25 protein-coding genes are annotated in these 23,800 nt (G+C 32.5%); 6 read left to right on the top strand and 19 right to left on the bottom strand.

Going from position 1 to position 23,800, the window contains the following annotated elements; genetic code table 11:
• Window positions 1-12 precede the first annotated feature (12 nt).
• From H2650_RS06360 to gcvP, 6 genes are all read right to left on the bottom strand, one after another.
• Window positions 13-774 (bottom strand): ABC transporter ATP-binding protein, encoded by a 762-nt coding sequence (locus H2650_RS06360; RefSeq protein WP_188049921.1) that lies wholly within the window; start codon window positions 772-774, stop codon window positions 13-15.
• Complete coding sequence (locus H2650_RS06365) at window positions 771-1,520, bottom strand: ABC transporter permease (protein WP_188049922.1); 750 nt, start codon at window positions 1,518-1,520, stop codon at window positions 771-773. The genes H2650_RS06360 and H2650_RS06365 overlap by 4 nt, the downstream gene beginning before the upstream one ends.
• 68 nt (window positions 1,521-1,588) lie before the next feature.
• A complete protein-coding gene (locus tag H2650_RS06370; RefSeq protein WP_188049923.1) occupies window positions 1,589-2,437 on the bottom strand; it encodes a glycosyltransferase family 2 protein in 849 nt (282 codons plus the stop codon).
• Window positions 2,438-2,511: 74 nt separating this feature from the next.
• Window positions 2,512-3,045, bottom strand: a complete 534-nt coding sequence (locus tag H2650_RS06375) for a methyltransferase domain-containing protein (protein ID WP_188049924.1) — start codon at window positions 3,043-3,045, stop codon at window positions 2,512-2,514.
• Between the two features lie 303 nt (window positions 3,046-3,348).
• Window positions 3,349-4,407 carry a 3-oxoacyl-ACP synthase III family protein gene (locus tag H2650_RS06380; protein ID WP_188049925.1) on the bottom strand — a complete coding sequence of 353 codons (1,059 nt, stop codon included), beginning with the start codon at window positions 4,405-4,407 and terminating at the stop codon, window positions 3,349-3,351.
• Window positions 4,408-4,727: 320 nt separating this feature from the next.
• Complete coding sequence (gcvP, locus tag H2650_RS06385) at window positions 4,728-7,577, bottom strand: aminomethyl-transferring glycine dehydrogenase (protein ID WP_188049926.1); 2,850 nt, start codon at window positions 7,575-7,577, stop codon at window positions 4,728-4,730.
• A 147-nt stretch (window positions 7,578-7,724) separates the two neighbouring features.
• Between gcvP and H2650_RS06390 the strand changes: the two genes are divergently transcribed.
• Window positions 7,725-8,537: a hypothetical protein gene (locus H2650_RS06390; RefSeq protein ID WP_188049927.1), complete on the top strand. Its 813-nt coding sequence runs from the start codon at window positions 7,725-7,727 to the stop codon at window positions 8,535-8,537.
• A gap of 59 nt (window positions 8,538-8,596) precedes the next feature.
• On the opposite strand, the gene H2650_RS06395 is transcribed toward H2650_RS06390, so the two are convergent.
• The 7 genes from H2650_RS06395 to H2650_RS06425 form a co-directional block, all read right to left on the bottom strand.
• Window positions 8,597-9,049 carry an SRPBCC family protein gene (locus tag H2650_RS06395; protein ID WP_188049928.1) on the bottom strand — a complete coding sequence of 151 codons (453 nt, stop codon included), beginning with the start codon at window positions 9,047-9,049 and terminating at the stop codon, window positions 8,597-8,599.
• Complete coding sequence (locus H2650_RS06400) at window positions 9,050-9,955, bottom strand: TIGR01777 family oxidoreductase (protein ID WP_188049929.1); 906 nt, start codon at window positions 9,953-9,955, stop codon at window positions 9,050-9,052.
• Between the two features lie 5 nt (window positions 9,956-9,960).
• Window positions 9,961-10,782, bottom strand: a complete 822-nt coding sequence (locus H2650_RS06405; protein ID WP_188049930.1) for a hypothetical protein — start codon at window positions 10,780-10,782, stop codon at window positions 9,961-9,963.
• Window positions 10,748-11,491, bottom strand: a complete 744-nt coding sequence (locus H2650_RS06410) for a YqjF family protein (RefSeq protein WP_188049931.1) — start codon at window positions 11,489-11,491, stop codon at window positions 10,748-10,750. The genes H2650_RS06405 and H2650_RS06410 overlap by 35 nt, the downstream gene beginning before the upstream one ends.
• Entirely contained in the window at window positions 11,488-11,832 is a 345-nt protein-coding gene (locus tag H2650_RS06415; RefSeq protein WP_188049932.1) for a hypothetical protein, read from the bottom strand. The genes H2650_RS06410 and H2650_RS06415 overlap by 4 nt, the downstream gene beginning before the upstream one ends.
• 57 nt (window positions 11,833-11,889) lie before the next feature.
• Window positions 11,890-12,393, bottom strand: coding sequence for a GbsR/MarR family transcriptional regulator (locus tag H2650_RS06420; RefSeq protein WP_188049933.1), 504 nt, complete (start codon window positions 12,391-12,393; stop codon window positions 11,890-11,892).
• A 104-nt stretch (window positions 12,394-12,497) separates the two neighbouring features.
• Window positions 12,498-14,525, bottom strand: a complete 2,028-nt coding sequence (locus H2650_RS06425; protein ID WP_188049934.1) for a M3 family metallopeptidase — start codon at window positions 14,523-14,525, stop codon at window positions 12,498-12,500.
• Window positions 14,526-14,751: 226 nt separating this feature from the next.
• Here H2650_RS06425 and H2650_RS06430 point away from each other — a divergent pair, with 226 nt between their 5' ends.
• Window positions 14,752-15,423: a hypothetical protein gene (locus H2650_RS06430; RefSeq protein ID WP_188049935.1), complete on the top strand. Its 672-nt coding sequence runs from the start codon at window positions 14,752-14,754 to the stop codon at window positions 15,421-15,423.
• A gap of 109 nt (window positions 15,424-15,532) precedes the next feature.
• On the opposite strand, the gene purE is transcribed toward H2650_RS06430, so the two are convergent.
• From purE to H2650_RS06460, 6 genes are all read right to left on the bottom strand, one after another.
• Window positions 15,533-16,015 carry a 5-(carboxyamino)imidazole ribonucleotide mutase gene (purE, locus tag H2650_RS06435; RefSeq protein ID WP_188049936.1) on the bottom strand — a complete coding sequence of 161 codons (483 nt, stop codon included), beginning with the start codon at window positions 16,013-16,015 and terminating at the stop codon, window positions 15,533-15,535.
• A gap of 26 nt (window positions 16,016-16,041) precedes the next feature.
• Entirely contained in the window at window positions 16,042-16,182 is a 141-nt protein-coding gene (locus H2650_RS06440) for a hypothetical protein (protein ID WP_188049937.1), read from the bottom strand.
• 10 nt (window positions 16,183-16,192) lie between these two features.
• On the bottom strand, window positions 16,193-16,780 hold the full coding sequence (locus H2650_RS06445; RefSeq protein ID WP_188049938.1) for a hypothetical protein: 588 nt from the start codon (window positions 16,778-16,780) through the stop codon (window positions 16,193-16,195).
• A gap of 2 nt (window positions 16,781-16,782) precedes the next feature.
• Complete coding sequence (locus H2650_RS06450; RefSeq protein ID WP_188049939.1) at window positions 16,783-18,084, bottom strand: AAA family ATPase; 1,302 nt, start codon at window positions 18,082-18,084, stop codon at window positions 16,783-16,785.
• A gap of 67 nt (window positions 18,085-18,151) precedes the next feature.
• Window positions 18,152-19,312 (bottom strand): 5-(carboxyamino)imidazole ribonucleotide synthase, encoded by a 1,161-nt coding sequence (locus tag H2650_RS06455; RefSeq protein WP_188049940.1) that lies wholly within the window; start codon window positions 19,310-19,312, stop codon window positions 18,152-18,154.
• 54 nt (window positions 19,313-19,366) lie between these two features.
• The gene (locus H2650_RS06460) at window positions 19,367-19,897 is read right to left on the bottom strand and encodes a hypothetical protein (protein WP_188049941.1); all 531 of its coding nucleotides are present in this window, start codon (window positions 19,895-19,897) and stop codon (window positions 19,367-19,369) included.
• A gap of 110 nt (window positions 19,898-20,007) precedes the next feature.
• Here H2650_RS06460 and hpt point away from each other — a divergent pair, with 110 nt between their 5' ends.
• The 4 genes from hpt (at window position 20,008) to obgE (ending at window position 23,695) form a co-directional block, all read left to right on the top strand.
• The gene (gene hpt, locus H2650_RS06465) at window positions 20,008-20,538 is read left to right on the top strand and encodes a hypoxanthine phosphoribosyltransferase (protein WP_188049942.1); all 531 of its coding nucleotides are present in this window, start codon (window positions 20,008-20,010) and stop codon (window positions 20,536-20,538) included.
• A 15-nt stretch (window positions 20,539-20,553) separates the two neighbouring features.
• Window positions 20,554-21,126 (top strand): adenylate kinase, encoded by a 573-nt coding sequence (locus tag H2650_RS06470; RefSeq protein ID WP_188049943.1) that lies wholly within the window; start codon window positions 20,554-20,556, stop codon window positions 21,124-21,126.
• A gap of 220 nt (window positions 21,127-21,346) precedes the next feature.
• Complete coding sequence (locus tag H2650_RS06475) at window positions 21,347-22,621, top strand: hemolysin family protein (protein ID WP_188049944.1); 1,275 nt, start codon at window positions 21,347-21,349, stop codon at window positions 22,619-22,621.
• Between the two features lie 72 nt (window positions 22,622-22,693).
• Window positions 22,694-23,695, top strand: a complete 1,002-nt coding sequence (gene obgE / locus H2650_RS06480) for a GTPase ObgE (RefSeq protein ID WP_188049945.1) — start codon at window positions 22,694-22,696, stop codon at window positions 23,693-23,695.
• Window positions 23,696-23,800: the final 105 nt, after the last annotated feature.

Below are 23,800 nucleotides of genomic sequence, written 5' to 3' on the forward strand. Positions count from 1 at the left end.
ATTCTTATTTTTTTATCCTTTTAAATACGCTTCCCTTACTTTTCTAAATAGATTAGATGAATATACAAAGGCAACTACAGCTTCGTTATCTGTCTTGAAAATTTCTTCTTTTGTTCCTTGCCAAGCTTTAAGGCCGTCTTTCAGGAATAAAATATTATCTCCAATCTCCATAACAGAATTCATATCATGAGTATTAATTACGGTTGTTATGTCGTATTCTTCGGTAATTTCTTTGATTAAATTGTCAATCAATGTTGATGTATTTGGGTCAAGACCGGAGTTGGGTTCATCACAAAACAGGTATTTTGGACGGTTCACAATAGCACGAGCGATTGCAACTCTTTTTTGCATTCCACCTGATATTTCAGAGGGTAATTTATGATGAGCATCTTTTAATGCGACTCTTTCTAATACAAAGTCAACACGCTCTTTTATTTTAGCTTTATTATCTTTGGTAAACATTCTTAACGGGAAGCCCACATTTTCGGCAACAGTCATTGAGTCAAACAAGGCACTTCCCTGAAAAACCATTCCTATTTCAGTTCTAAGATCTCTCTTTTCATCGGCACCTAATTCAGAATAGATTCTCCCATCAAATTCAATTGTTCCTGACTCAGGAGTGTGAATTCCTAAAAGACTTTTTAGCAATACAGTTTTCCCTGATCCACTTTGTCCTATAATTAAATTGGTTTTCCCAGTTTCAAAAACTGTAGAAATACCTTTAAGGATTTTATTTTCACCAAATGATTTTTCTATGTTTTTTACTTCTATCATGATCCTAGCAACAGTTGTGTTAATATATAATTGAAAAGTATGATTGAAACTGATGTCCAAACAAAAGAAACCGTACTCGCTTTACCTACTTCAAGTGCGCCACCTTTCATGTAATAACCATGAAAAGAAGGAATTGTTGCTAATAACATCGCGAAAATTAATGTTTTTATAAAGGCATAGATCACATGAAAAGGAATGAAATCCATTTGTGTTCCATTAATGAATTCCTGGCTTGAGATAAAACCTCCATATACACCAGCCATCCAGCCACCAAGAATACCCAGAAACATAGCTATACCAATTAGAAATGGATAGAGTAATAATGCAATTATTTTAGGGAAAACAAGGTAATTTAAAGCATTAACTCCCATAACCTCTAACGCATCAATTTGTTCTGTAACACGCATAGTTCCTATACTAGAAGTGATAAAAGAACCCATTTTTCCTGCCATAATTACAGAAATAAAGGTGGGTGCAAACTCTAATATTACGGATTGCCTTGTGGCAAAACCAATAAGATATTTGGGAATTAACGGATTAGTTAAATTTAGTGCTGTTTGGATGGCAACTACTCCTCCTACAAAGAAGGAAATGAAAGCTACAATACCAAGAGATCCAATTATCAAGTCGTCAATTTCTTTGAAGATTAAGCTCTTCATTACTGACCATTTGGTTTGTTTGTTAAAAATTTCTTTAAGCATCAGGAAGTACCTTCCTATTTGTGATATATATCGAATGAGCATCATAGTTTTGTGAATATGGGCTAAATTACAAAAATAGTTATGAGTAATTGGTTAAGAGCGGTTAGTTTTCACTAGAAAAGCTTCTCTTTCATTTTTTTTAAGCGGTAATTACGAATGAATTTTGCTTGTTCTTCGGTAACCATTAAGGGTGTTTTGGCTAATTTTGCTTTCCAAAATCCTTTTATATAATCTAAAAATAACAATGGTTTTTTCTTCATCATCGCCAGTTTTGCAGCTGCGATTCCTGTAATTATAAAACCGTAACCTAAAGTGTAAAATGCTTCTCCTTGTTTATAGCGAGCTGTTTTATTATAATTAGCACCAGTTGGTTTTAAGTGCTTCACCTGTAAGGAAGAATCGGTAACTACTTTCCAATTGTAAAATTTGCACAGTAATTCATCAACAGTATCCCAGCCCATTTGTGGTTTTAGGCCGCCAATTTGCTTAAAAACTTCTTTTCTATAGGCTTTTAAAGCTCCGCGAATGTGATCTTTATCTGTGAGATTTTCTAAAATCCAATCACCATTTTTTTCAATATAACAAAAACCACCAACCATTCCAATGGTAGGATCTGATTTGAAATGTTTGTCAATCGTTTCAAAATAATTATTTGGAAAAATTAAGTCAGCATCTACTTTTACAATTACATCATAATTATCGTCTAAAGTTTCAAAGCCTGCTTGAAAAGCCTGAATGACTTTGCTTCCTGGTAAATGAATAGCACTTGATTTCTTTTCTAGCAATGAAATAAATGGATTTTCTTTGGCGAAAGCCATAACAATTTCGGCTGTTTTATCAGTAGAGTTGTCATTGACGATTACTATTTTTTTTGGCAAAAGTGTTTGAGTAATTAAAGACTCTAATGTTAGTGCAATAAATTCCTCTTCATTATGAGCAGGTATAACGATGTAATAGTTCATTTGATAAATTTTAGATTTTAATTGTAGTTTTTAAGTTCTTTCAAAACTGATCTAAAAACTCAAATAAAAAATCATTATTCTGCGGTCTTAATTCTCTCAGCATAAACGATATAATATCTAGGAGTAAATTTTCTTAATAGTGGACGAATTCCAAATTTTTTGACTGGGTTAGTCCATTTTTCACTGTCTATTATTTTCCATCCAGTTTTTTCTAGGAGCCAATCCAACTGCCAATCCTCAAATTCATGATAATGTCTGTCCCACATATCAGTTTTGCTTCTGTAAGCAGGAGAAAACCATAAACGAAGCGGAATAGAAATAAAAAGTTTGTCTGATTTTATCTGGTTTAAGATGGTGTAGGGATTTAATAAATGCTCGAAAATTTCAAAGGCAGTTACTACATCTGTTTTTTCTAAATGAAAAACATTTTGATTATTATCTAGATCTTCACCGCTTGTGTTTTTTACGGTAAAACCATCTTCTTTCATTATTTTTGAAAAAGGATTTTCAACACCTAGATCTAAAATGGTAGCTGAATTATTGATATGCTTATTTAGAAATTCTATAGTGTGTTTGAATCTTTTATTAGGAAAAGTTTTTTCGTACATGTTCTTTTTATTTTGCGCCTTCCCGAAGATTCGAGAACCAGGGTGCAAATATACTAATAAAAGTGTTTTTGACTCTTGTTTTTTTAACTCAGTTACTCCCAATACTTCGGGATAAAATCATCAAATTTTAAGAGGGCTTGTTTGTGAATGCAAGAAAGCGATAAAAAGATGCTTTCTTGCACTCTAGAAAAACAAGTTTTATTGAGGAATTGTAATAATAGCTATTTTTGAAAATCGGTAACTAGCAAATTATTCAACTATTTTTTGGTGCTTATTTAATATAATATGCAACTACATTTTTTATTAATATCTATATATAAAAGCATTTACATTCATTCCTGCTCCAACCGATGCAAATAAAAGAATGTCTCCCTTGCTTATAGTTTGATCTTTTATTTCGTTTCTAATTAATAAATCGAAAAGTGTAGGTACTGTAGCAACGCTGCTGTTTCCTAATTCATGAATACTCATTGGCATTATGTCCTTAGGAACTGGTTTGCCATGTAACTTATAAAAACGATGAATAATTGCTTCGTCCATCTTTTCATTAGCTTGGTGAATCAGAATTTTTTTGACGTCATCAATACCTAATCCACTTTTTTCTAAACAATTTTTCATTGCCGCTGGAACAGTATTTAAGGCAAACTCGTAAATTTTACGACCGTGCATTTTTATGTATCTCGTGTCGGGATCTAATTCTGGATTGTAAGATTTTCCAAAATATAAAAAATTTGCTTCATCCATTGCGTAAGTTCCGCTTTCGTAAGAAAGTAGTCCTGATTCATCATCTGAAGCTTCGATTATTGATGCTCCCGCACCATCCGAATAAATCATAGAATCTCTATCATGATCATCAACAACTCTTGATAATGTTTCAGAACCTATTACTAAACAACGTTTAGCCATACCAGATTTTATAAATGCATTAGCTTGAAGTACACCTTCAATCCATCCTGGACATCCAAAAAGAATATCGTAAGCCACACATTTCGGATTCTTTATTTGTAGTTTATGTTTAACTCGTGTTGCTAAACTAGGGATCATATCAGATTGAATAGATCCTTTTTTTACATCACCAAAATTGTGTGCAAATATGATATAATCTATCGTTTCTGGATCTATTTTTGCATTTTCAATTGCTTTTTGAGAAGCGAAAAAGGCTAAATCAGAAGAACTGTAATGGTCCTCCGCGTAACGTCTTTTCTCTATTCCGGTAATTCCTTTGAATTTATTAATTACAACGTCATTAGGATAGCCAAATGCAGTTCCGTCTTCGTTTAAAAACACATGATTACTAAAATCTGCATTACTAATTTTTTTCTCAGGGATGTAACTTCCTATTCCGGTTATTTTTATTTTCATTGCTTTTATTTCCAAAATTTATGCTAATTTAAACATAAAAAAATTATTACTATCACAATATTTACTATGCGTGCATATAATTATTAAATTGTAAGTTTTAAGCTAAAATATTAAATATTTTGTTATAAATTACTAATAATAGTGTGATTTTATTAGGGTAATTGTTTTAAGTCCAAAAAAACAATTCGAGTTTAAATTTTGCTATTTTTTTAAATATTTAAAGATTCGGATTTCTTCAAATAACTGTTTTTTTTAAATTAGTATTTGAATTAATTGTAAAAAAAAATGTCCCGATTTCTCGAGACATTTTATGATTTATTTTAGCTTTCCATGTAGGCTTCAATTGGAGCGCATGAACAGTTTAAATTTCTATCGCCATAAGCTTCATCAACTCGACGAACAGTAGGCCAGAATTTATTTTCAGCAATATAATCTAGTGGAAATGCTGCTGCTTCACGACTGTATGGAAAATTCCAATTATCAGTCGTTACCATTGCTAAAGTATGTGGAGAATTTTTCAACACATTATTGGGATTATCTAGTGTAGCTTCTTCAATTTCTTTTCTGATAGCGATCATTGCGTCACAAAAACGATCTAATTCTTCTAAGTTTTCACTTTCTGTAGGTTCGATCATTAAAGTTCCTGCAACAGGGAACGAAACAGTTGGAGCGTGGAAACCGTAATCCATCAATCGTTTTGCGATATCAGTTACTTCAATTCCTTTTTCTTTAAACGGACGACATTCTAAAATCATCTCATGTGCGGCACGACCCATTTCACCAGAGTATAAAGTGTCATAATGACCGTTTAATTTCTCCTTAATATAGTTAGCGTTTAATATTGCATATTCTGTAGATTGTTTCAAACCTTCAGCGCCTAACATACAGATATATCCGTAAGAAATCAAACAAACTAATGCTGAACCCCAAGGTGCAGCCGAAATAGCTGTAATTGCATTTTCCCCACCAGTTGGTATTACTGGATTTGTAGGTAAAAACGGCACTAATTGTGGAGCAACACATATTGGACCAACACCTGGACCTCCACCACCGTGAGGAATAGCGAATGTTTTGTGTAGGTTTAAGTGGCAAACGTCTGCGCCAATAGTTGCTGGATTTGTTAATCCAACTTGTGCATTCATATTTGCACCATCCATGTATACTTGACCACCATTATCGTGAATTAATTGGGTGATTTCTTTAATAGCACTTTCAAAAACTCCATGGGTAGATGGGTAAGTAACCATCAAACAAGAAAGATTGTCTTTGTGTAAAATTGCTTTTGCACGTAAATCTTCTACGTCGATATTCCCGTTTTCTAATGTTTTTGTAACCACTACTTTCATTCCTGCCATCGCTGCAGAAGCTGGATTAGTTCCGTGAGCTGATGATGGAATCAAAGCAATATTTCTGTGATGATCTCCTCTTGATTGGTGATACGCACGGATAACCATAAGTCCTGCATATTCTCCTTGAGCACCAGAATTAGGTTGTAATGTAGTTCCAGCAAAACCTGTAATTACATTTAATTGTTGCTCTAATTTAGCAAGCATTTCTTGGTATCCTTGAGCTTGATCTAAAGGTGCAAATGGGTGAATGTTGTTCCATTGTGCATTACTTAAAGGTAACATTTCTGATGCAGCATTCAATTTCATAGTACAAGATCCCAAAGAAATCATAGAATGATTCAACGCTAAATCTTTACGCTCTAACATTTTGATGTAACGCATTAAAGCGGTTTCAGAATGGTTTTTTGTAAAAACATCATGCTCTAAGAACGTTGAAGTTCTTTCGATGCTTTCTGGAAAATGATTGGTTTGAGATAAACTTTCAATTTTTATTGCCTGAGTCCCTTTTGCGGAAGCGAAAATAGTAACAATTTTATTCAAATCAGCAATACTTGTGGTTTCATTCAATGAGATTGAAATCGTATTTTCATCAATATAATAAAAGTTTACTTCGTTTTGAACTGCAATTTCTTTTACCTTTTGAGCATCAGCTTTTACTACAATAGTATCAAAGAAGGCTGTGTTTGTTTGCTCAAAACCTATTTTTTCTAATGTGTTTGCCAATGTCACTGCAGAAGCATGTACTTTGCTAGCGATATATTTTAATCCTTTTGGACCGTGGTAAACTGCATACATTCCTGCCATTACAGATAACAAAACCTGGGCCGTACAAATATTTGAAGTCGCTTTATCACGTTTGATGTGTTGTTCACGTGTTTGTAATGCCATACGCAGCGCACGATTTCCGTTGGTATCAATAGTTACACCAATGATTCTTCCGGGCATGCTTCGTTTGTATTCATCTTTAGTAGCAAAATACGCGGCGTGTGGTCCTCCATATCCTAACGGAATTCCGAAACGTTGTGTAGTTCCTAAAACAACTGCTGCTCCCATTTCACCAGGAGGAGTTAATTTAGCTAAACTTAAAATATCAGCAGCAACGGCTACTTTAATTTCGTTTTCGGCAGCTTTAGCAATGAAATCTGCATAGTCGTATACTTGGCCAAATTTTCCTGGATATTGTAGAATTGCTCCAAAAAATTCTGAAGAAAAATCAAATTTTTGGTGATCTCCAACAACTAATTCTACACCAATAGGAGTAGAACGGGTTTGCAAAACCGATAATGTTTGTGGTAGAATAGCATCAGAAACAAAGAACTTACATACGTTGGCTTTCTTTTGATCGCGAGTTCGTACATCAAATAATAATGCCATTGCTTCAGCTGCTGCAGTTGCTTCATCAAGAAGAGAAGCATTAGCAATTTCCATTCCTGTTAATTCGATAACCATTGTTTGGAAATTTAGAATTGCTTCTAAGCGACCTTGCGCAATTTCTGCTTGATATGGTGTGTAAGCCGTGTACCATCCTGGATTTTCAAAAACATTTCTTTGAATAACAGCAGGGATAATTGCGGCGTTGTATCCTAAACCGATATACGATTGGAACATTTTATTTTTATTCCCTAATTGAGTGATATGATTTGCAAACTCATATTCGGTCATAGCAGGTTCAAGGTCTAGATCAGATTTTAAACGGATATCACTTGGAATAGTTTCCTGGATCAATTGATCTAGCGATTCTGCTCCAATTGTTTTAAGCATGTGTTCTAAATCATTGTCTCTTGGACCGATGTGTCTTAATGCAAAAGCGTCTGTTTTCATTATATATAAAATGGGTTGTGTGTTTCTTGTTTTTACAAGCGGTAAAATTAAATATTAATATGCGATAATTTGTCTTTTTTGAGTTGATTTTCTGTGAATTTTTCAACTAAAACGCGTTCTTATTAACACTTTGATTAATTTTGTCTAATGAAGATTTTTAAACTTGTATTAGATTTTTATATTAATAGTAGTATTCACGTGGCTTTATCGTGTTATGCACTAGTAAAAATGACCCAACACATGTTCCACATACCTTACGAAGAGCCAGTTGCAAACTTTGCTTTTTTTGGGACTGTGGTAGGTTATAATTTTGTAAAATATGATGCATTGGCTCGGAGCAAGAAAAATAATATACGCAAAGAACTTAAAATGATTATTTTACTCAGTATTATTTCGCTTGTGTTTGTTGCGTATTATTTTTTTCAACTGCAAAGAATTACTCAAATTATAGCCATTACTTTTTTAAGTGTCACTTTATTGTACACGCTTCCTTTTTTTCCAAATCGTAAAAATGCTCGAAATTGGGCTGGGGTCAAAATTTATATTGTGTCACTGTGTTGGGTAGGAGTAACACTTGCATTGCCAATAGTAAATGCGGAAATAGATATTACAGCTGATTTTTTTCTTAAATGTATACAAAGATTTATCTTGATTTTTGTTTTAATTTTGGTTTTTGAAATTCTTGATCTTGCCAAAGATGATCCACATTTACAAACGGTTCCGCAACAAATTGGGGTCAAAAAAACTAAAATTTTAGGATGGGTTTTAATGGTTGTGTTTTATTTTTTAGAATTATTTAAAAGTAACTTTGATCAAAAGCAATTAGTTGTAAATTTTGTTTTAGTTGTTTTGCTTTCTCTTTTTTTGCTATTTGCGAGTCACAAAAAGTCTAAGTATTACACTTCTTTTTGGGTCGAAGCTGTTCCAATTTTTTGGTGGTTAATGGTTGTTTTTATTTAGACAGTTAAGCATAAGCAATTCAAAATTAATCATTGATTAAAACTCAACAATATTTCTATTTACAGATGCTCTGTTATTTCTTTCAAAACCTTATTTCTTTCCTCAATAAGGTTTATTAAATGCTTCTTCAAAAACAAAAAATCAAATATTTTACCAAAAAAACCATAAGGAACTTCATAAGTAATTATATCTTCCATTAACGTTACTCCGTTTTTTTCTTTAAATAGGTGTTCGTGTTTAAAGGATTTGAATTTTCCTTCTTCCATTTCATCCACAAAATAGTCGTAAAGTTTCATTTGAGTTATTCTGCTTTTATGAGTTAAATAAAATCCGAAATGTTTGCCTCTCCAAGTTACGGTTTCTTTATAATTTATCAAACCTGATTGTACACCATCAATGGCAGTTTCATTTGTTAGCCTTACAGATTTTTTATGAACATCAATGTTTCTTGACAGATCAAAAACAATTGACTTTAATCCGTTTATTTCGGTTTTTAAAAATATTTTGGTCATCTAAACTAAATCTTTTAATGCTTTTTCTAACGTGTCAAATTCAAATTGGAATCCATTTTCTTGCAATCGTTTTGGAATCACATTTCTACTCTTTAACACTAATTCTGATTCGGTTCTGATGAATACTGCGCCAAGTTTTAATAAAGATTCACTTATTGGAATCCCAAAAGGAGCACCAATAACTTTGCGTAGTACTGACATAAAATCTGTATTGGCGATAGGTTCTGGCGAAACAATATTCACAACACCAATCATTTCTTTCTCAACTATAAAATCAATCGCTCTCGCAAAATCTATTTCGTGAATCCAACTGATAAACTGATTTCCTTTTCCTTGTTTTCCTCCAAAACCAATTTTTGCTAACATTTTTATAGGCAGTAAAGCACCTCCATTTTTTCCTAAAACGATAGAAGTTCGTAAAGCAGTTTTAAGAGTTTTTGGCGTTGCAGTTTTAAAAAATGCTTTTTCCCACGATTGCGCTACGTTCATAGAGAAATCATTTCCTATTTCGCCATCCACTTCATCCATTTGTTTATCTAAAGAAAAACGATAAATGGTTGAGGTTGATGAATTCAGCCAATGTTTAGGTGGATTTTTACAATTTAAAACAGCTTGATTCAAAATTTTAGTGCTTTCGATTCGGGATAACAGAATTTCTCTCTGATTTTCTTTTGTATAGCGACAATCAACAGATTTTCCGGCAAGATTAATTAAAACAGTTGTGTTTTCTAATTCGGTTTCCCAACCTGAAAATGTTTTTGCATCCCAATTAACATATTTTATTCCGTCACTATTTCTGGATTTTCCTCTAGTTAAAATAACGATCTCTTCAAATTTATTTTTAAAGTGATTGATTAAGCCTTGGCCTAAAAAACCAGTTCCTGCTGCGATGATAAGTTTATTCATGATTTTTAAAAATTCAAAATTAGTAATAAAATGATAATTCTATAAATAACCCATGTTACACATAGATAAGTTGGAAGTTGTAGTATTTTAATTCTTCTAAAATGCTCCATAAACATGATAAAAGCTGTGAGCGAAAACCAGATTAAAAGCACTGTTTGTGGCATATTATAAATACTTTGCACTAATAATGCAGGCAACAGTAATAGGGAACCCATTAAGGAAACAGTCAATAAATTGCCGGCATAATTTACAATTGTTTCTTTTTTTAACTTCAAGATAAATATACTTTGAAAAAATAGTTGTCCTAAAGCAATCAGCAGTTCTCTAAATATATTTGCTTTTGGTAAACTCGTAAAGAGAGCAGAATAATTGTATAAAACAATTGTTGTAACTAGCGTTGCAAAACCAATAAATAAAAATCGGTATTTATAATTGAAGTCTGGTACGCATTGTAATGGTTGTTTTTCATTTTTTTTACTGGGAATAATGACCTTGCGATTATAGGATATAAAAGAATAAAGTTTTTTCAAAAGGTATTTAAAGGGTTTTATGTTTCCAATTTTTTCGATCCAAGGAAAAGAAAATCCAATCACTTTTAGCAAACTATCGATTCCGTAAACTACAGTTTTATTTTTATTATCAATTAACGCTATTTCATTTGACGCCCGTTTTACATCTACAAAAACTTGCTCTTCCTCGCTCATTTGATTATAAGATTTGCGGCCGTTTTGGTCTAGCATCTCTACTTTGATGAAAGCACTCGTGTACACATGACACAAAGGGCAATCAATATCATAGAGTAAGGTTTGGTTTTCTAGCGTTTTCATGAGTTATGGTTTTTTTGTTTTCGACAGTCACAGCTGATCCTTTTGCTAAAAATACCGAAGATGGTTTTGCATTTTGTAAAACGGAAAAGTCAGTTCCGTAATTCCTGGTAAAGTCAACATCAAGATCTAAATTTTTAACTTCTAATTGTTCCCATCTGGGATGTCTAACTTCATATTCAAAAGTTTTTTGGTTGTTGTATTTCGTGTAACCAAAATAATGTTCCGTTATAAATTCAGCTTCTGAGTCAATTGCAATTGCTTTGTATTCTTTGTCAGTTTGTAATTGAATTGTATTCCATTTTTTATCTACTAACCATTCATAGCTAAAGGTTTTACTAAATTCATTTTCAGTATTGCAATGTCTCATTTGCTGAGTTTCATAATGTTCATGATACAAAGTATTTGCGATAATTGTGATTGCTTTTTTTGGGACAATTTCTTTTATAAAAACGACGCCACGTTTCCAGTTTCCATTTTCAAAACGTTTTACATAAAATCGAAGATTTACTTCTTCAAAATTAATGTGGAAAGGAAATTTAATCCCTAATACTTTGGTTTCTTTAAACATAAAAGCAACCAAACTAGCGTAACATTTTCCGTTATGAAAATCTAATTCTGTTCCTAATGGAACGTATTTTTCTAGTATTTTAGCATCAATTTCATAATTGATTAAAGCTAAATTTTCCCATTTTGCACTTAAGAAACTCATGATTGTTGTTTTGTATAAATTAGTACTGAAAAATAAATAGCAAGGATTGGTGGTACAGGAATTAAAATATAAAATAGCCTATCGTTGTTTAAAATTGGACTGATAAAAAGAATAAGGAAGAATACAATCACGGATATAATGTAAATTTGAAGTGCTTTGCTCTTTGGCTCTTCTATCAACATTTTGATACCTACAATTACTTGAAATATACCCGTTAGCATTGAAAGTAATAATCCGATTCCCATTAAGTCTCCAGCGCCATCATTACTGATATAACCTACTAGAATAAGCACTAATGGTGTTCCTACAAAAAAGTAATTGAGATAGTTTAAGTTTTTCATGATTATATTTATTTTTAAAGTTTCAGAATATATTGAAACATTTTATTAAATTTTTTTCTATTTCATAAATTTGACAACTAATTTGGTCAGCCAATTGTCTTTGTATTCTGTGATTTTGTCTAGCACATTATCTGCTTTTAATACAAAGTCATATAGTTTTGTTGTTTGATCTATAAAGTGTTTTTCTTCTATAGAATCAGAAGCTTTTATAGAGGAAACTTCCTTTAAGATTTTAAGCGCAGGCTTAATTTCTCTTTTGCTTCTTTCTCTTGCAATTTTAACGGCTAATTCGTCTAAATCTTTTTCGGCAGTAAAAAACTCTCTTCTTTCTCCTGCTTTGTATTCTTTATACACGATTCCCCAATCCATTAGGGCTCTCAAATTCATACTGGCATTTCCTCTAGAAATTTGCAATTCTTCCATTACATCTTCCATAGAAACCGCTTCGCTTGACACCATTAATAGTGCATGAATCTGAGCCATGGTTTTGTTAATTCCCCATTGCGAACCTAATGCTCCCCAAGTTTGTACAAATTTATTTTTTGCTTCTTTAAATTCCATAGTACAAATGTATATAAAAGTTTTTAAACTTTCAAAAATAAATGAAAGTTTATATTAAAAATAAAACCGAATTAGTGCTACCTCGGTTTTATATGATTTGAAATCTAGAGTAATCCTGCGCGTTTCAATAAAGCATCCGGTTTTGGTTCTTGTCCTCTAAATCGTTTGTATAATTCCATTGGTGGTTCTGTTCCGCCTTTAGAAAGTACATTTTCTTTAAATTTAGTGGCTACTTCTTTATTGAAAATTCCTTTTTCTTGAAAATATTCAAAAGCGTCAGCATCTAGTACTTCAGCCCATTTGTAGCTATAATAGCCAGAAGAATAACCGCCTTGAAAAATGTGCGAAAAAGCAGTACTCATTGCATTCTCTGCTACTTCAGGATACAATTGTGTTGCTGCAAATTGTTCCGTTTCAAAAGATTTGACATCAGTAATAGAAGAAGGATCTTGACCATGCCAACCCATATCTAATAATCCAAAACTCAACTGACGCATCGTAGCTAATCCTTCTTGGAAACTGGCACTTTCTTTAATCTTGTTTACATATTCTTGTGGAATCACTTCGCCAGTTTCATAATGTGTTGCAAACAAAGCCAAAGCTTCAGGCTCGTAACACCAGTTTTCCATTACTTGGCTTGGCAATTCTACAAAGTCCCAATAAACTGAAGTTCCTGATAAACTTGGATAAATCGTGTTGGCTAACATGCCATGTAATCCATGTCCGAATTCATGAAATAAAGTCGTTACTTCATTAAAGGTTAAAAGTGATGGTTTAGTTTCCGTCGGTTTAGTGAAATTACAAACATTTGAAATGTGCGGTCTTTCATTTTGCCCATTTTTTACATATTGTGATTTGAATGAAGTCATCCAAGCACCGTTACGTTTCCCTTTTCTTGGAAAAAAATCAGCATAAAAAACAGCTACTAAATCCTTTTTTTCGTCTGTGACTTCATAAGTCATTACTTCGGGATGGTATTTGTCAATGTCAAATACTTCCGTAAAAGTCAATCCGTATAATTTTTCAGCAATGGTAAAAGCTCCGTTTAATACTTTTTCTAACTGAAAATAAGGTTTTAATTTTTCATCGTCTAAGTTAAAAAGTTGCTGTTTTAATTTTTCAGCATAATAACCACCATCCCATTTTTCTAATTGCTCAATTCCGTCTAATTCTTTGGCGAAAGCCGATAATTGTTCAAATTCTTTTAAAGCTGCCGGTTTTGCTTTTGAGAATAAATCATTAGAGAAGGAAAGTACTTTTTCAGGACTTTGTGCCATTCTTTCTTCTAAAACAAAATGTGCATGCGTAGCATATCCTAATAATTGTGCTCTTTCAAAACGTAATTTGGCGATTTTCAAAACGATTGCTTGATTGTCAAATTCATTATTCTGAAATCCTCGTGCGCCAAAAGCAATTGCTAGTTTTTTACGCAATTCTCGATTATCCGCATAAGTCATAAACGGAACATAACTTGGATGGTCAAGAGTAAATATCCAACCTTCTTTATCTTGCGCTTTCGCCAAAGAGCGAGCCGCTTCTATAGTGCCTTCTGGCAATCCGGCTAAATCTTTTTCATCTGTTAGATGCATTTCGAAAGCATTGGTTTCAGCCAAAATATTTTCGCCAAATTGCAAACTTAGTTTCGATAATTCCTTGTCAATTTCGCGTAAAGTATTTTTCTTATCTTCTGGCAAATTAGCGCCATTTCTAGAAAAGCTTTTGTATTTTTTATCTAAAAGAGTACTTTGTTCAGGAGTAAGTTTGAATGAATCTTTTGAATCATAAACTGATTTTACTTTAGCAAATAAGGCTGGATTTAAAGTAATGTCATTTCCAAATTCAGATAACAATGGCGAAACTTCTTGGGCGATTTTTTGCATTTCGTCATTCGTTTCTGCTGAATTTAAGTTAAAGAATATACTAGAAGCTCTGTCTAGAATATCACCTGCATAATCCATTGCTTCAATCGTGTTTTCGAAATTCGGTGCTTCAGGATTATTTACGATAGCCTCAATTTCAGCTTTCGCTAAAGAGATTCCTTCTTGAATAGCGGGTAAATAATCTTCATTTTTTATTTGGGAAAAAGGAGCAGTATTGTGTTTAGTTGAAAAGTATTTCGTTAAGATGTTCATTTTTATATGTAATTAATTCTATTAATTGGAATTGATTTTTATGTTTTACAAAGATAGCGATTTATAAAAAAAAACTAATCTTAAAAAGAGTGGATTATATTGATATTGCAGTTCTCAATTGATGTTATAGTTATGTTATTTATTTTCTAGGCAACTTTAAAAGGTGTAAATTGGGAAAAGATTAATTAACGAGTTTACTTAATCAAAATAATTTTAAAATATAAGTATGAATTATCAAGTTATAATAAAGCGTATTGATACGGTAAATGAAGTGGAAGGATATTGGTCAGATCAAGATTTGATTCAATTGTTAGATAAATTTAATTATCCTGATGGTGCAACTACAGAGAAAAAAAACTTGCCTGAATTGTTAGAAATGGCTATTTCTGATTACGAACCTAGTGAAGCGGCTGAAATAGTATTGGCATATAAATTCTATGAGGAATTAAACGAAGGGCAAATACAGCAAATTGCACATAATATGCTAATTGATAAAGTGTGTGAGGAATATCCTGAAATCCACATGCAAGGAAGATTATTCCATACGAATCAATTGTTGTTTAAGGCATACAACGGGAAGTTTCCAAATGCTAAAGCTTCAGTAGTTCATTTCTCGATGCAACCCGAACAAAATGAGGCTACAAAAGTCTTAACCAAAGAAAATGTACTTAAATTACTCAATAATGGTTTGTCTGATCGAAATTTAATCAAGCGATTGTTTGACGATCAAATGACGCAAAACATACCTTTTCCAGAAGCAGAAGGGATTATTTGGGAATTGAACACGATTGACAATTTAAATTATACTTTAGTAACATCTGAAAATTGGATAAACAACGAAGATCTGATTAGTTCAGAATTCGAAAGTGTATTAGAGGAAGTAATAGAAGAAGTTTAGCTCCTTGAAATTATAAAATAAAAAAGGCTTCCTGTTATTGGAAGCCTTTTCTGTATATAAAATGATTGTCCTACATTTTACAAATAAAATTAGGAGGAGAGTTATGGTTTTATTTAATCAAACTTTTGGAAGCTTTGATAACGGCTTCTTTTAACTCTAATTTGTATGCAATAATTCGGTCTAAAACTTTAGCGTTGTTGCTTCCAATAATTTGAGCTGCTAATATTCCGGCATTTTTAGCACCATTCAGCGCTACAGTCGCTACAGGAACACCACCTGGCATTTGTAGGATAGACAAAACAGAATCCCAACCGCCAATAGAATTACTAGATTTTACAGGAACACCAATTACAGGAAGTGGCGACATTGAAGCAACCATTCCTGGCAAATGCGCAGCGCCTCCAGCTCCAGCTATAATTACTGAAATGCCACGTTTATGCGCATTTTGACTAAAATCAAATAATTTTTCTGGTGTTCTGTGTGCCGATACAATATCAACTTCTACTTCGATTTCAAATGATTTTAATATGTCTATTGCTTCTTGCATTACGGGCATGTCTGAGATACTGCCCATTATTACGGCTACTTTCATTTTATAATGTTTATTATGTTGTGATTTTATAATTGTTCAAATTCTTTTAAAACAGACATTGAATTTTTTCTAACTAATAAAGATTCTATCTTTAATTTTAGTCCTAAAACTTCAGAATTTGAATTTTTTATATTTTTTGTTTTAATGTGATTTTTATCTTTTTTCATATTCAGCAATTTAAGGTAGCATTTGCCAAATATTAATGTTAAATTCTTCTTGAATGGCTCGGAGATATGATATTTGATTTACATTGTCTTCAATTAATATCTTGAAGAAATCTTCGTTTGAGACGCCAAACGTTTCTATTTCCAATGCTTTTCTTTTGATGTATCTTTTGCGTTCGTCTGCTAAAGGGATATCATCAAGTTTTAGTAATTTGATTAAGTTTGCTGCTTCTAAGTCAGCTGAATCGCTAACTCGGTAGTCTCCATTATCGTAAATGATTCGAGTTTCAAAGTCATTATCTGTTGGATATAATATTGGTTGGAAATTATCCCATTTTGTGCTTTTTTCGCTGTTCCATTTATGTTTGACGAGAAACCAATTTTGATTAGAGTCAGCATCAGTATCTTTTAATTTGGGATTAAAATGTTCAATGTCGCGCGCATCAGCACGACCAAGATACTCTTCGGTGTAGGCACAAAATCCTTTTTGTTCTCCAAAAAGAATCTGAGAAATTTTACCATTGTTAGTTGAGTCCCCTTCTTTATATTTCAAATTCTGAGTGACAATTTCAGAGTTTACATCTTTAACTATTCGTCTCATTGTTAAAAATTATAAGTGTCACCTAATTTAACCGTTTCTAGTAAAAGTTTTTTCTTTTTATTAGGGTCGTTCTCTTTTGTAATTTGTTCTTTTAAATTCAAATATTGTTTGTAAGCTGCTTCTCCGTATTTGTTGTAATAGTTAACACCAAAATCATTTGTAAGCATATCATTTGGGTCATCACCAATTGGGGATTCACCTCTACGAACGGCTACTTTTCCGTCTTCATTAAAATAAAGAATAAATCGTTCCTCCGGTTCAAAAGAGGCAGCTATAAAAGGTGAGTGCGTAACAACTATAAACTGAGCTTCTGGCGCAAGATTTTGGTAATGATCCATTAAGTCCATTTGCATATCGGGGTATAAAGAGCGTTCTGGTTCATCAATTAATATTAAAGCATCTTTTGTGTTTAATTTGAATAATGGTAAAAATGAAAGTAATAATCCTTTTGTTCCTGTACTAGTATTTTGGATTGGGATAATTTCTTCCGTCTTCTTATTTTTTATTGGAATGGAATATTCTGTATTTACTAAATCAACTTCTAGGTTGAGTTTTTCTAATATTGGATTGAATTTGTCTGCAAAATTTTCTAATTCGTTTGGGTTGTCTTTTTGCCATTTTTGGAATTCGCTGGCTAGTTTTTTTGTATCAGCTAATAATCCTCTATGAATTAATTCAGACATTTTTTGTGTGAAACTTTTACGATACTTTAAAATCTCATTAAGGATAAACAACCAAACTTTATCTTCCACCTCTTCGTCAAATAATATTCCATAATCGTCTTTATATTTGAACCAATCTTCAATATGGGAAAGCTCTGAACTATACTTTTCGATTAAATCAATAGGATTCTTTTCAAAAAGATTAATATTTTTGTAGGAAATTATATTTGCTTTGAAATAAAAAACATCTTTTTTATAAATTACTGGTATTAAATCCGTTACAGATCCTCCCTTTCTTTCATCAATATAATTCTTTTTTTTGTAAGAAAGCTCTCCCTTTTTTAAGCTAAGTATTTCATTATTAATGATGAATTCAACTTCTCCCTCTACGTTTTTTACAGAATCTTTTAATCCTCTTAATGAGTTGCCATCTGTTAATTCTAGATTAAGAATATTTGAAGTGTAATTATAAATTAATTCTAATAGCCCCGTTTTCCCAGTTGCACTTTGTCCAATAAAACAAATTTTATTTAAAGGTTTACCCGCTTTCGATTTATCTTTATAGTCTAAAGGATAAGTAAAATCAAAATCTAGATTCTCTAAATGTCTAAAAGTATCAATATGTAATTTTGAAATTTTCATTTACTGGTTTTTTACAAAGCTAATTAAAAATTCATTGTTATTTTTTTCGATATATATTGCTGTAAACTTATTCCTTAATACTAACCACCCTAATCGTATTCTTTACATCTTCTGCAATTCGTCGGGCTTCTACAATATCAGCATTTACAATAGTAACGTGACCCATTTTTCTAAAAGGACGCGTTTGCTTTTTGCCATATATATGAGGTGTAACTCCGTTCCAACTCATTATTTTTTCGATGTTTTCATAAACTACATTTCCAGAATGTCCTTCTGCACCAACTAGATTCACCATAATTCCTGCCACTTTACTGTCTGTATTTCCTAATGGTAAATCTAAAATAGCCCGTAAATGGTTTTCAAATTGAGACGTAAAACTGGCTTCGATAGAATAATGTCCAGAATTGTGTGGGCGAGGAGCAACTTCATTCACGATAATTTCGTCCTCTTCTGTTTGAAACATTTCCACAGCTAGTAATCCAACATGATTGAATTTTTCCGAAACATGTAGCGCAATTGCTCTTGCTTTATCAGCTACTTTTGTATCAATTCGAGCCGGACAAATTACATATTCTACTTGATTGGCTTCTGGATGAAACTCCATTTCGACTACCGGATAGGTTTTTATTTCACCTGACGGGGAACGACAAACAATAACCGCTAATTCATTTTTAAAAGGAATCATTTCTTCGGCAATGCATTCTACATTGGCTAAATTGTCTAAGTCAGCTATATCCCGAATAACTTTCACACCGTTTCCGTCGTAGCCAAATTCAGTGCATTTCCATACAAATGGTAATGTTATTTGAGATTCTAAGATGGCTAAGATTAAGCTTTTTATGTCTTTAAATCGCTTATAATTTGCTGTCGGTATTTGGTGTTGAGTATAAAAATCCTTTTGAACTCCTTTGTTCTGAATTAATTGTAATGTTTTTGGAGAAGGATATACTTTTAATCCCTCTTCTTCTAGTTTTATTAAAGCTTCAAGATTAACTAATTCAATTTCGAAAGTCAAAACATCGACTAGTTTACCAAAATTGTAAACTGTTTGAAAATCCATTAAGTCACCTTTAATAAAAGTGTCACAAGCAATTTTGCAGGGCGCTTCGTCGCTTGGATCAAGAATGTAAGTTTGTATGTCAAATTTTCGAGTGTCAAACAAAAGCATTTTACCCAGTTGTCCGCCCCCAAGAATTCCTAATTTGAAATCAGAAGAAAAATAATTCATTGTGTAGTTGTATGTTTGAGCAAAGATACTTTATAATGATTGAATCCAAAAATGCTATTTAATTTTCTTCAAAATTTCTCTAGCAACTGCCCTGTATGCCGATGAGTTTTTAGGATAGTCATCAATAAGGATCCGCTTTAAATCAACAAGAATAGAATGGTTTTTCGTGCTAAGAGCATATAAACTCCTTATGGCATACGCTTTTGTTGCTGTTTTTGTAGTGTCGTTAATAATCCAGTCTAGACAATTTTCAGTAATTTTTTGTTCTTGAAAAGGAGTTAGTGTGCCGTTTTGAGACAAAAACATACTTATTTTTGAGATTGAACGCATAGCACTTTGATTAGTGTATTTAGACATGCTATTGCAAAATACATCAAGGTATTTTTCTAGTAAAAAAAGGTCTTTTTCTAGTACCAGCTCTAAAATCCAGCAAGCTTTGTGGTGATTTTTATCCCCAACATGCAAAGCTATTTCAAGCAAGTCAGGAAGTAAATAGATATTTGCTAAAATATGTTCTGCATTTTCGTCTCTGCTGGCTCTATGTGCGGTGCTATTGGCTATTTTTGTATAAAGTTCACTATTCATAAATGACTAAAAAGCAAGTTATTTTCAAATGTACGGTATTCTTATGGTTTTAAATCTGAATTCTCAATTCAGAAATTGCTATATTTGCCCATTATTTTAAACATTAAAAAATGATACAACTTCACGATAAACAATTTGTTCCGTTTATTTCTGCGCAAGAAATTGAGTTTGCCTTGGTTAAAATGGTTGCTCAAATAGAAGATGATTTTATAGATGAAACACCAGTTTTTGTAGGGGTATTAAATGGTTCTTTTATGGTGGTTTCTGATTTTATGAAACTGTACAAAAAACCATGTGAAGTCTCATTTATAAAAATGGCATCTTATGAAGGAACCGCTACTACAAACGATGTAAAACAGCTGATTGGTTTGAACCAAGATTTAACAGGACGCAGCGTTATTGTCATTGAAGACATCGTAGATACGGGAAACACATTAGTGGAGCTGAAAGAATTGTTTAAAAAACAAAATGTAAAACATTTTAAAATAGCAACACTTTTCTTTAAGCCAGAAGCGTATACCAAGGACATAAAAATAGATTATGTTGGGATTAGAATTCCTAATAAATTTATCGTCGGATATGGCTTAGATTACGATGGCTTAGGAAGAAACTTACCAGAAGTATATAAACTAAAAGAATAACCATACAACCACAACATGACTAATATTGTTTTATTTGGAAAACCAGGAGCTGGTAAAGGAACTCAAGCTGAGTTTTTGAAAGAAAAATATAAATTAACGCACATATCAACTGGCGATGTATTCCGTTTTAATTTAAAAAACGATACAGAATTAGGCAAACAAGCAAGAGTGTACATGGATGCCGGAGATTTAGTTCCGGATGAACTAACTACAAAAATGCTGATTGATGAGGTCAATAAACATTTGGATACAAACGGAATTTTATTTGACGGTTACCCAAGAACTATTGCTCAAGCAGAAGCTTTAGATGTATTTTTAACTTCATTAGGTTCAAAAGTTGCTGCAACAGTTGCACTCGAAGCTGATGATGAGGTTTTAGTGCAGCGTTTGTTAGAAAGAGGAAAAACAAGTGGTAGAATTGATGATCAAGATGAAGAAAAAATCAGAAATCGCTACCAAGAATATAATGAAAAGACAGCTCCTTTAATGAGTTATTATCAAGCTCAAGGAAAGTTTCACGCTGTAAATGGAATAGGTTCTATTGCTGAAATTACAGATAGAGTAAGTAAGGTAATCGATAATTTGTAGAAGCTTTGTCCAGCTTTACGTTGCAAGTCCTCACTTATAAAACGTATTTTCTAAGCCATAAAAGGAGCTTCCGCTGGTCGCTCTTATATGTCAAGAAAATTACTTTTTATAAATTCCGGGCTTTGCACTGCTATCTGGGCTAAAATAAGGAATAATTAAAAACTCGATTTTAAAAAACGAAAAATCGAATGAGAATAACTAAACGAATCAAAATAATAACTTGGAAATAGTAATAATATTTTTTCTGATACTGCTAAATGGGGTTTTCTCCATGTCCGAAATCGCCTTGATTTCAGCACGAAAAAATAGATTAGAAACTGCAGCAAAAAAAGGAAACAAAAGCGCAAAAATAGCTTTAGACTTGGCAAATTCGCCAAACAAATTTTTGTCAACTGTACAGATAGGAATTACCCTAATCGGAATTCTTACCGGTATTTATAGTGGTGACAAAATAACAAAAGACGTTGAGATTTTTATACAAGGATTTGAAGTCTTAAAACCATACGCACATCCAGTTGCTGTTGGTCTTGTTGTAGTAATACTGACTTTTTTCTCTCTAGTTTTAGGGGAATTGTTGCCTAAGAGAATAGGTTTAAATCATCCAGAAGCAATTGCAAAAGCGGTGGCGCTGCCAATGAAAATAGTTTCTATCGTAACGGCTCCTTTTATTTGGTTATTAACACATTCTACAGATTTTTTATTAGATATATTGCAAATAAAACCTACAGCTGACGGAAAAGTCACTGAGGAAGAAATCAAAGCAATTATTAAAGAAGGTACCGAAGGTGGTGAAGTACAAGAAATTGAACAAGATATTGTAGAGCGCGTTTTTCATATTGGCGACCGAAAAATAAACTCTTTGATGACCCATAGAAAATCGGTTATGTTTTTGCCTTTAAATTCAAATAAAGAGGAAGTTAAAGAGTATATGCTAAAAGAATTGCACTCCATTTATCCCGTTTATAATGGCAATTATGATGATATAGTAGGTGTAGTGAATTTAAAAAATATTTTTGCTCATTTTGAAAATGAAAATTTCAACTTAGCAGATATAATGACAGAGGCTCCTTTTATGATGGAGCAAACAACCGCTTATGTTGCTTTAGAAAATTTTAAAAAATCAGGGATTCATTACGCATTTGTATCAGATGAATATGGTGTTTTTCAGGGCATAATTACCCTAAATGATATTCTAGAAGCATTGGTAGGTGATGCTGCTGAGTTTTATAAAGATGATTTTCAGTTAATAGAAAGAGAAGATGGAACTTGGTTAGTAGATGGGCATTATTCATTACATGATTTCTTGACTTATTTTGAATTGGATGAATTAATTAATGATTATGAAGTCACGACGGTAAGCGGATTAATAATGACTGAATTGTCCCGTATTCCTAAACAAGGCGAAAAGCTGGTTTGGCAAAAGTTTGAGTTGGAAGTAATTGATATGGATGGTGTAAAGATTGACAAAGTAATGGTCAAAGCATTACAAATGTAATAATAGTTTTATAGCGATTAAAAGCTCAGAATGAGTTTTATAGGTATAGTTGAAAATTGAATAGTAGAAAAAATGACAGAGGGGAATTTTGTAGATTACGTAAAAATATTTGTTTCTTCCGGAAAAGGAGGGAAAGGATCAACGCATTTGCATAGAGAAAAATTTATTGAAAAAGGTGGGCCGGATGGTGGTGATGGTGGTCGTGGTGGTCACGTTTATTTAGTTGGTAATAAAGGACTTTGGACCTTATTTCACCTAAAATTTGCAAGACATATTAAAGCAGGTAATGGGGGAGATGGTAGTGGTGATAGAAGTACGGGTGCTGATGGAGATGACAAGTATATCGAGGTACCATTAGGTACTGTAGTGAAAGATAAAGAAACAGGAGAAATCCTATTTGAAATAACAGATGATGGTGAGAAACAAGTTCTTTCTCGCGGAGGTAAAGGTGGTTTAGGAAACTGGCACTTTAGAAGTTCAACCAATCAAACGCCAAGATATTCTCAGCCCGGTTTGCCTGGAATAGAAATGGATGTTATTTTAGAGCTTAAAGTATTAGCAGATGTAGGTTTAGTAGGTTTTCCTAATGCTGGAAAATCAACTTTATTATCTGTTTTAACTTCTGCTAAACCAAAAATTGCAGATTATCCTTTTACTACTTTAAAACCTAATTTAGGAATTGTAGCTTATCGGGATTTTCAATCTTTTGTAATTGCGGATATTCCTGGAATTATTGAAGGAGCCGCTGAGGGTAAAGGATTAGGTCATTACTTCTTAAGACATATCGAAAGAAATTCAACTTTGCTTTTTCTTGTTCCTGTGGATACTCCAGACATCAAAGGAGAATATGATATTCTAGTGAATGAGTTAACAAAATACAATCCTGAGATGTTAGATAAGGAACGTATGGTTGTAATTTCTAAATGTGACATGCTCGATGAAGAGTTGAAAGCAGAATTAAAAGCAGAATTAGATGTTTCTTTCAAAGGTGTTCCCTATATGTTTATTTCGTCTATAGCCCAACAAGGTTTGACCGAATTAAAAGACAAATTATGGAAAATGTTGAATGAATAATTGCTAAATTTTCATAATAAGGTGCTCTAGAAATAGAGTGCCTTTTTTTATGTAAAATTATTAAATTCATAAAATTATATTAAAATAGCATCTGATACTAATGTT

It is taken from the genome of Flavobacterium sp. GP15 (assembly GCF_014281985.1).
Classification (GTDB): domain Bacteria; phylum Bacteroidota; class Bacteroidia; order Flavobacteriales; family Flavobacteriaceae; genus Flavobacterium; species Flavobacterium pygoscelis.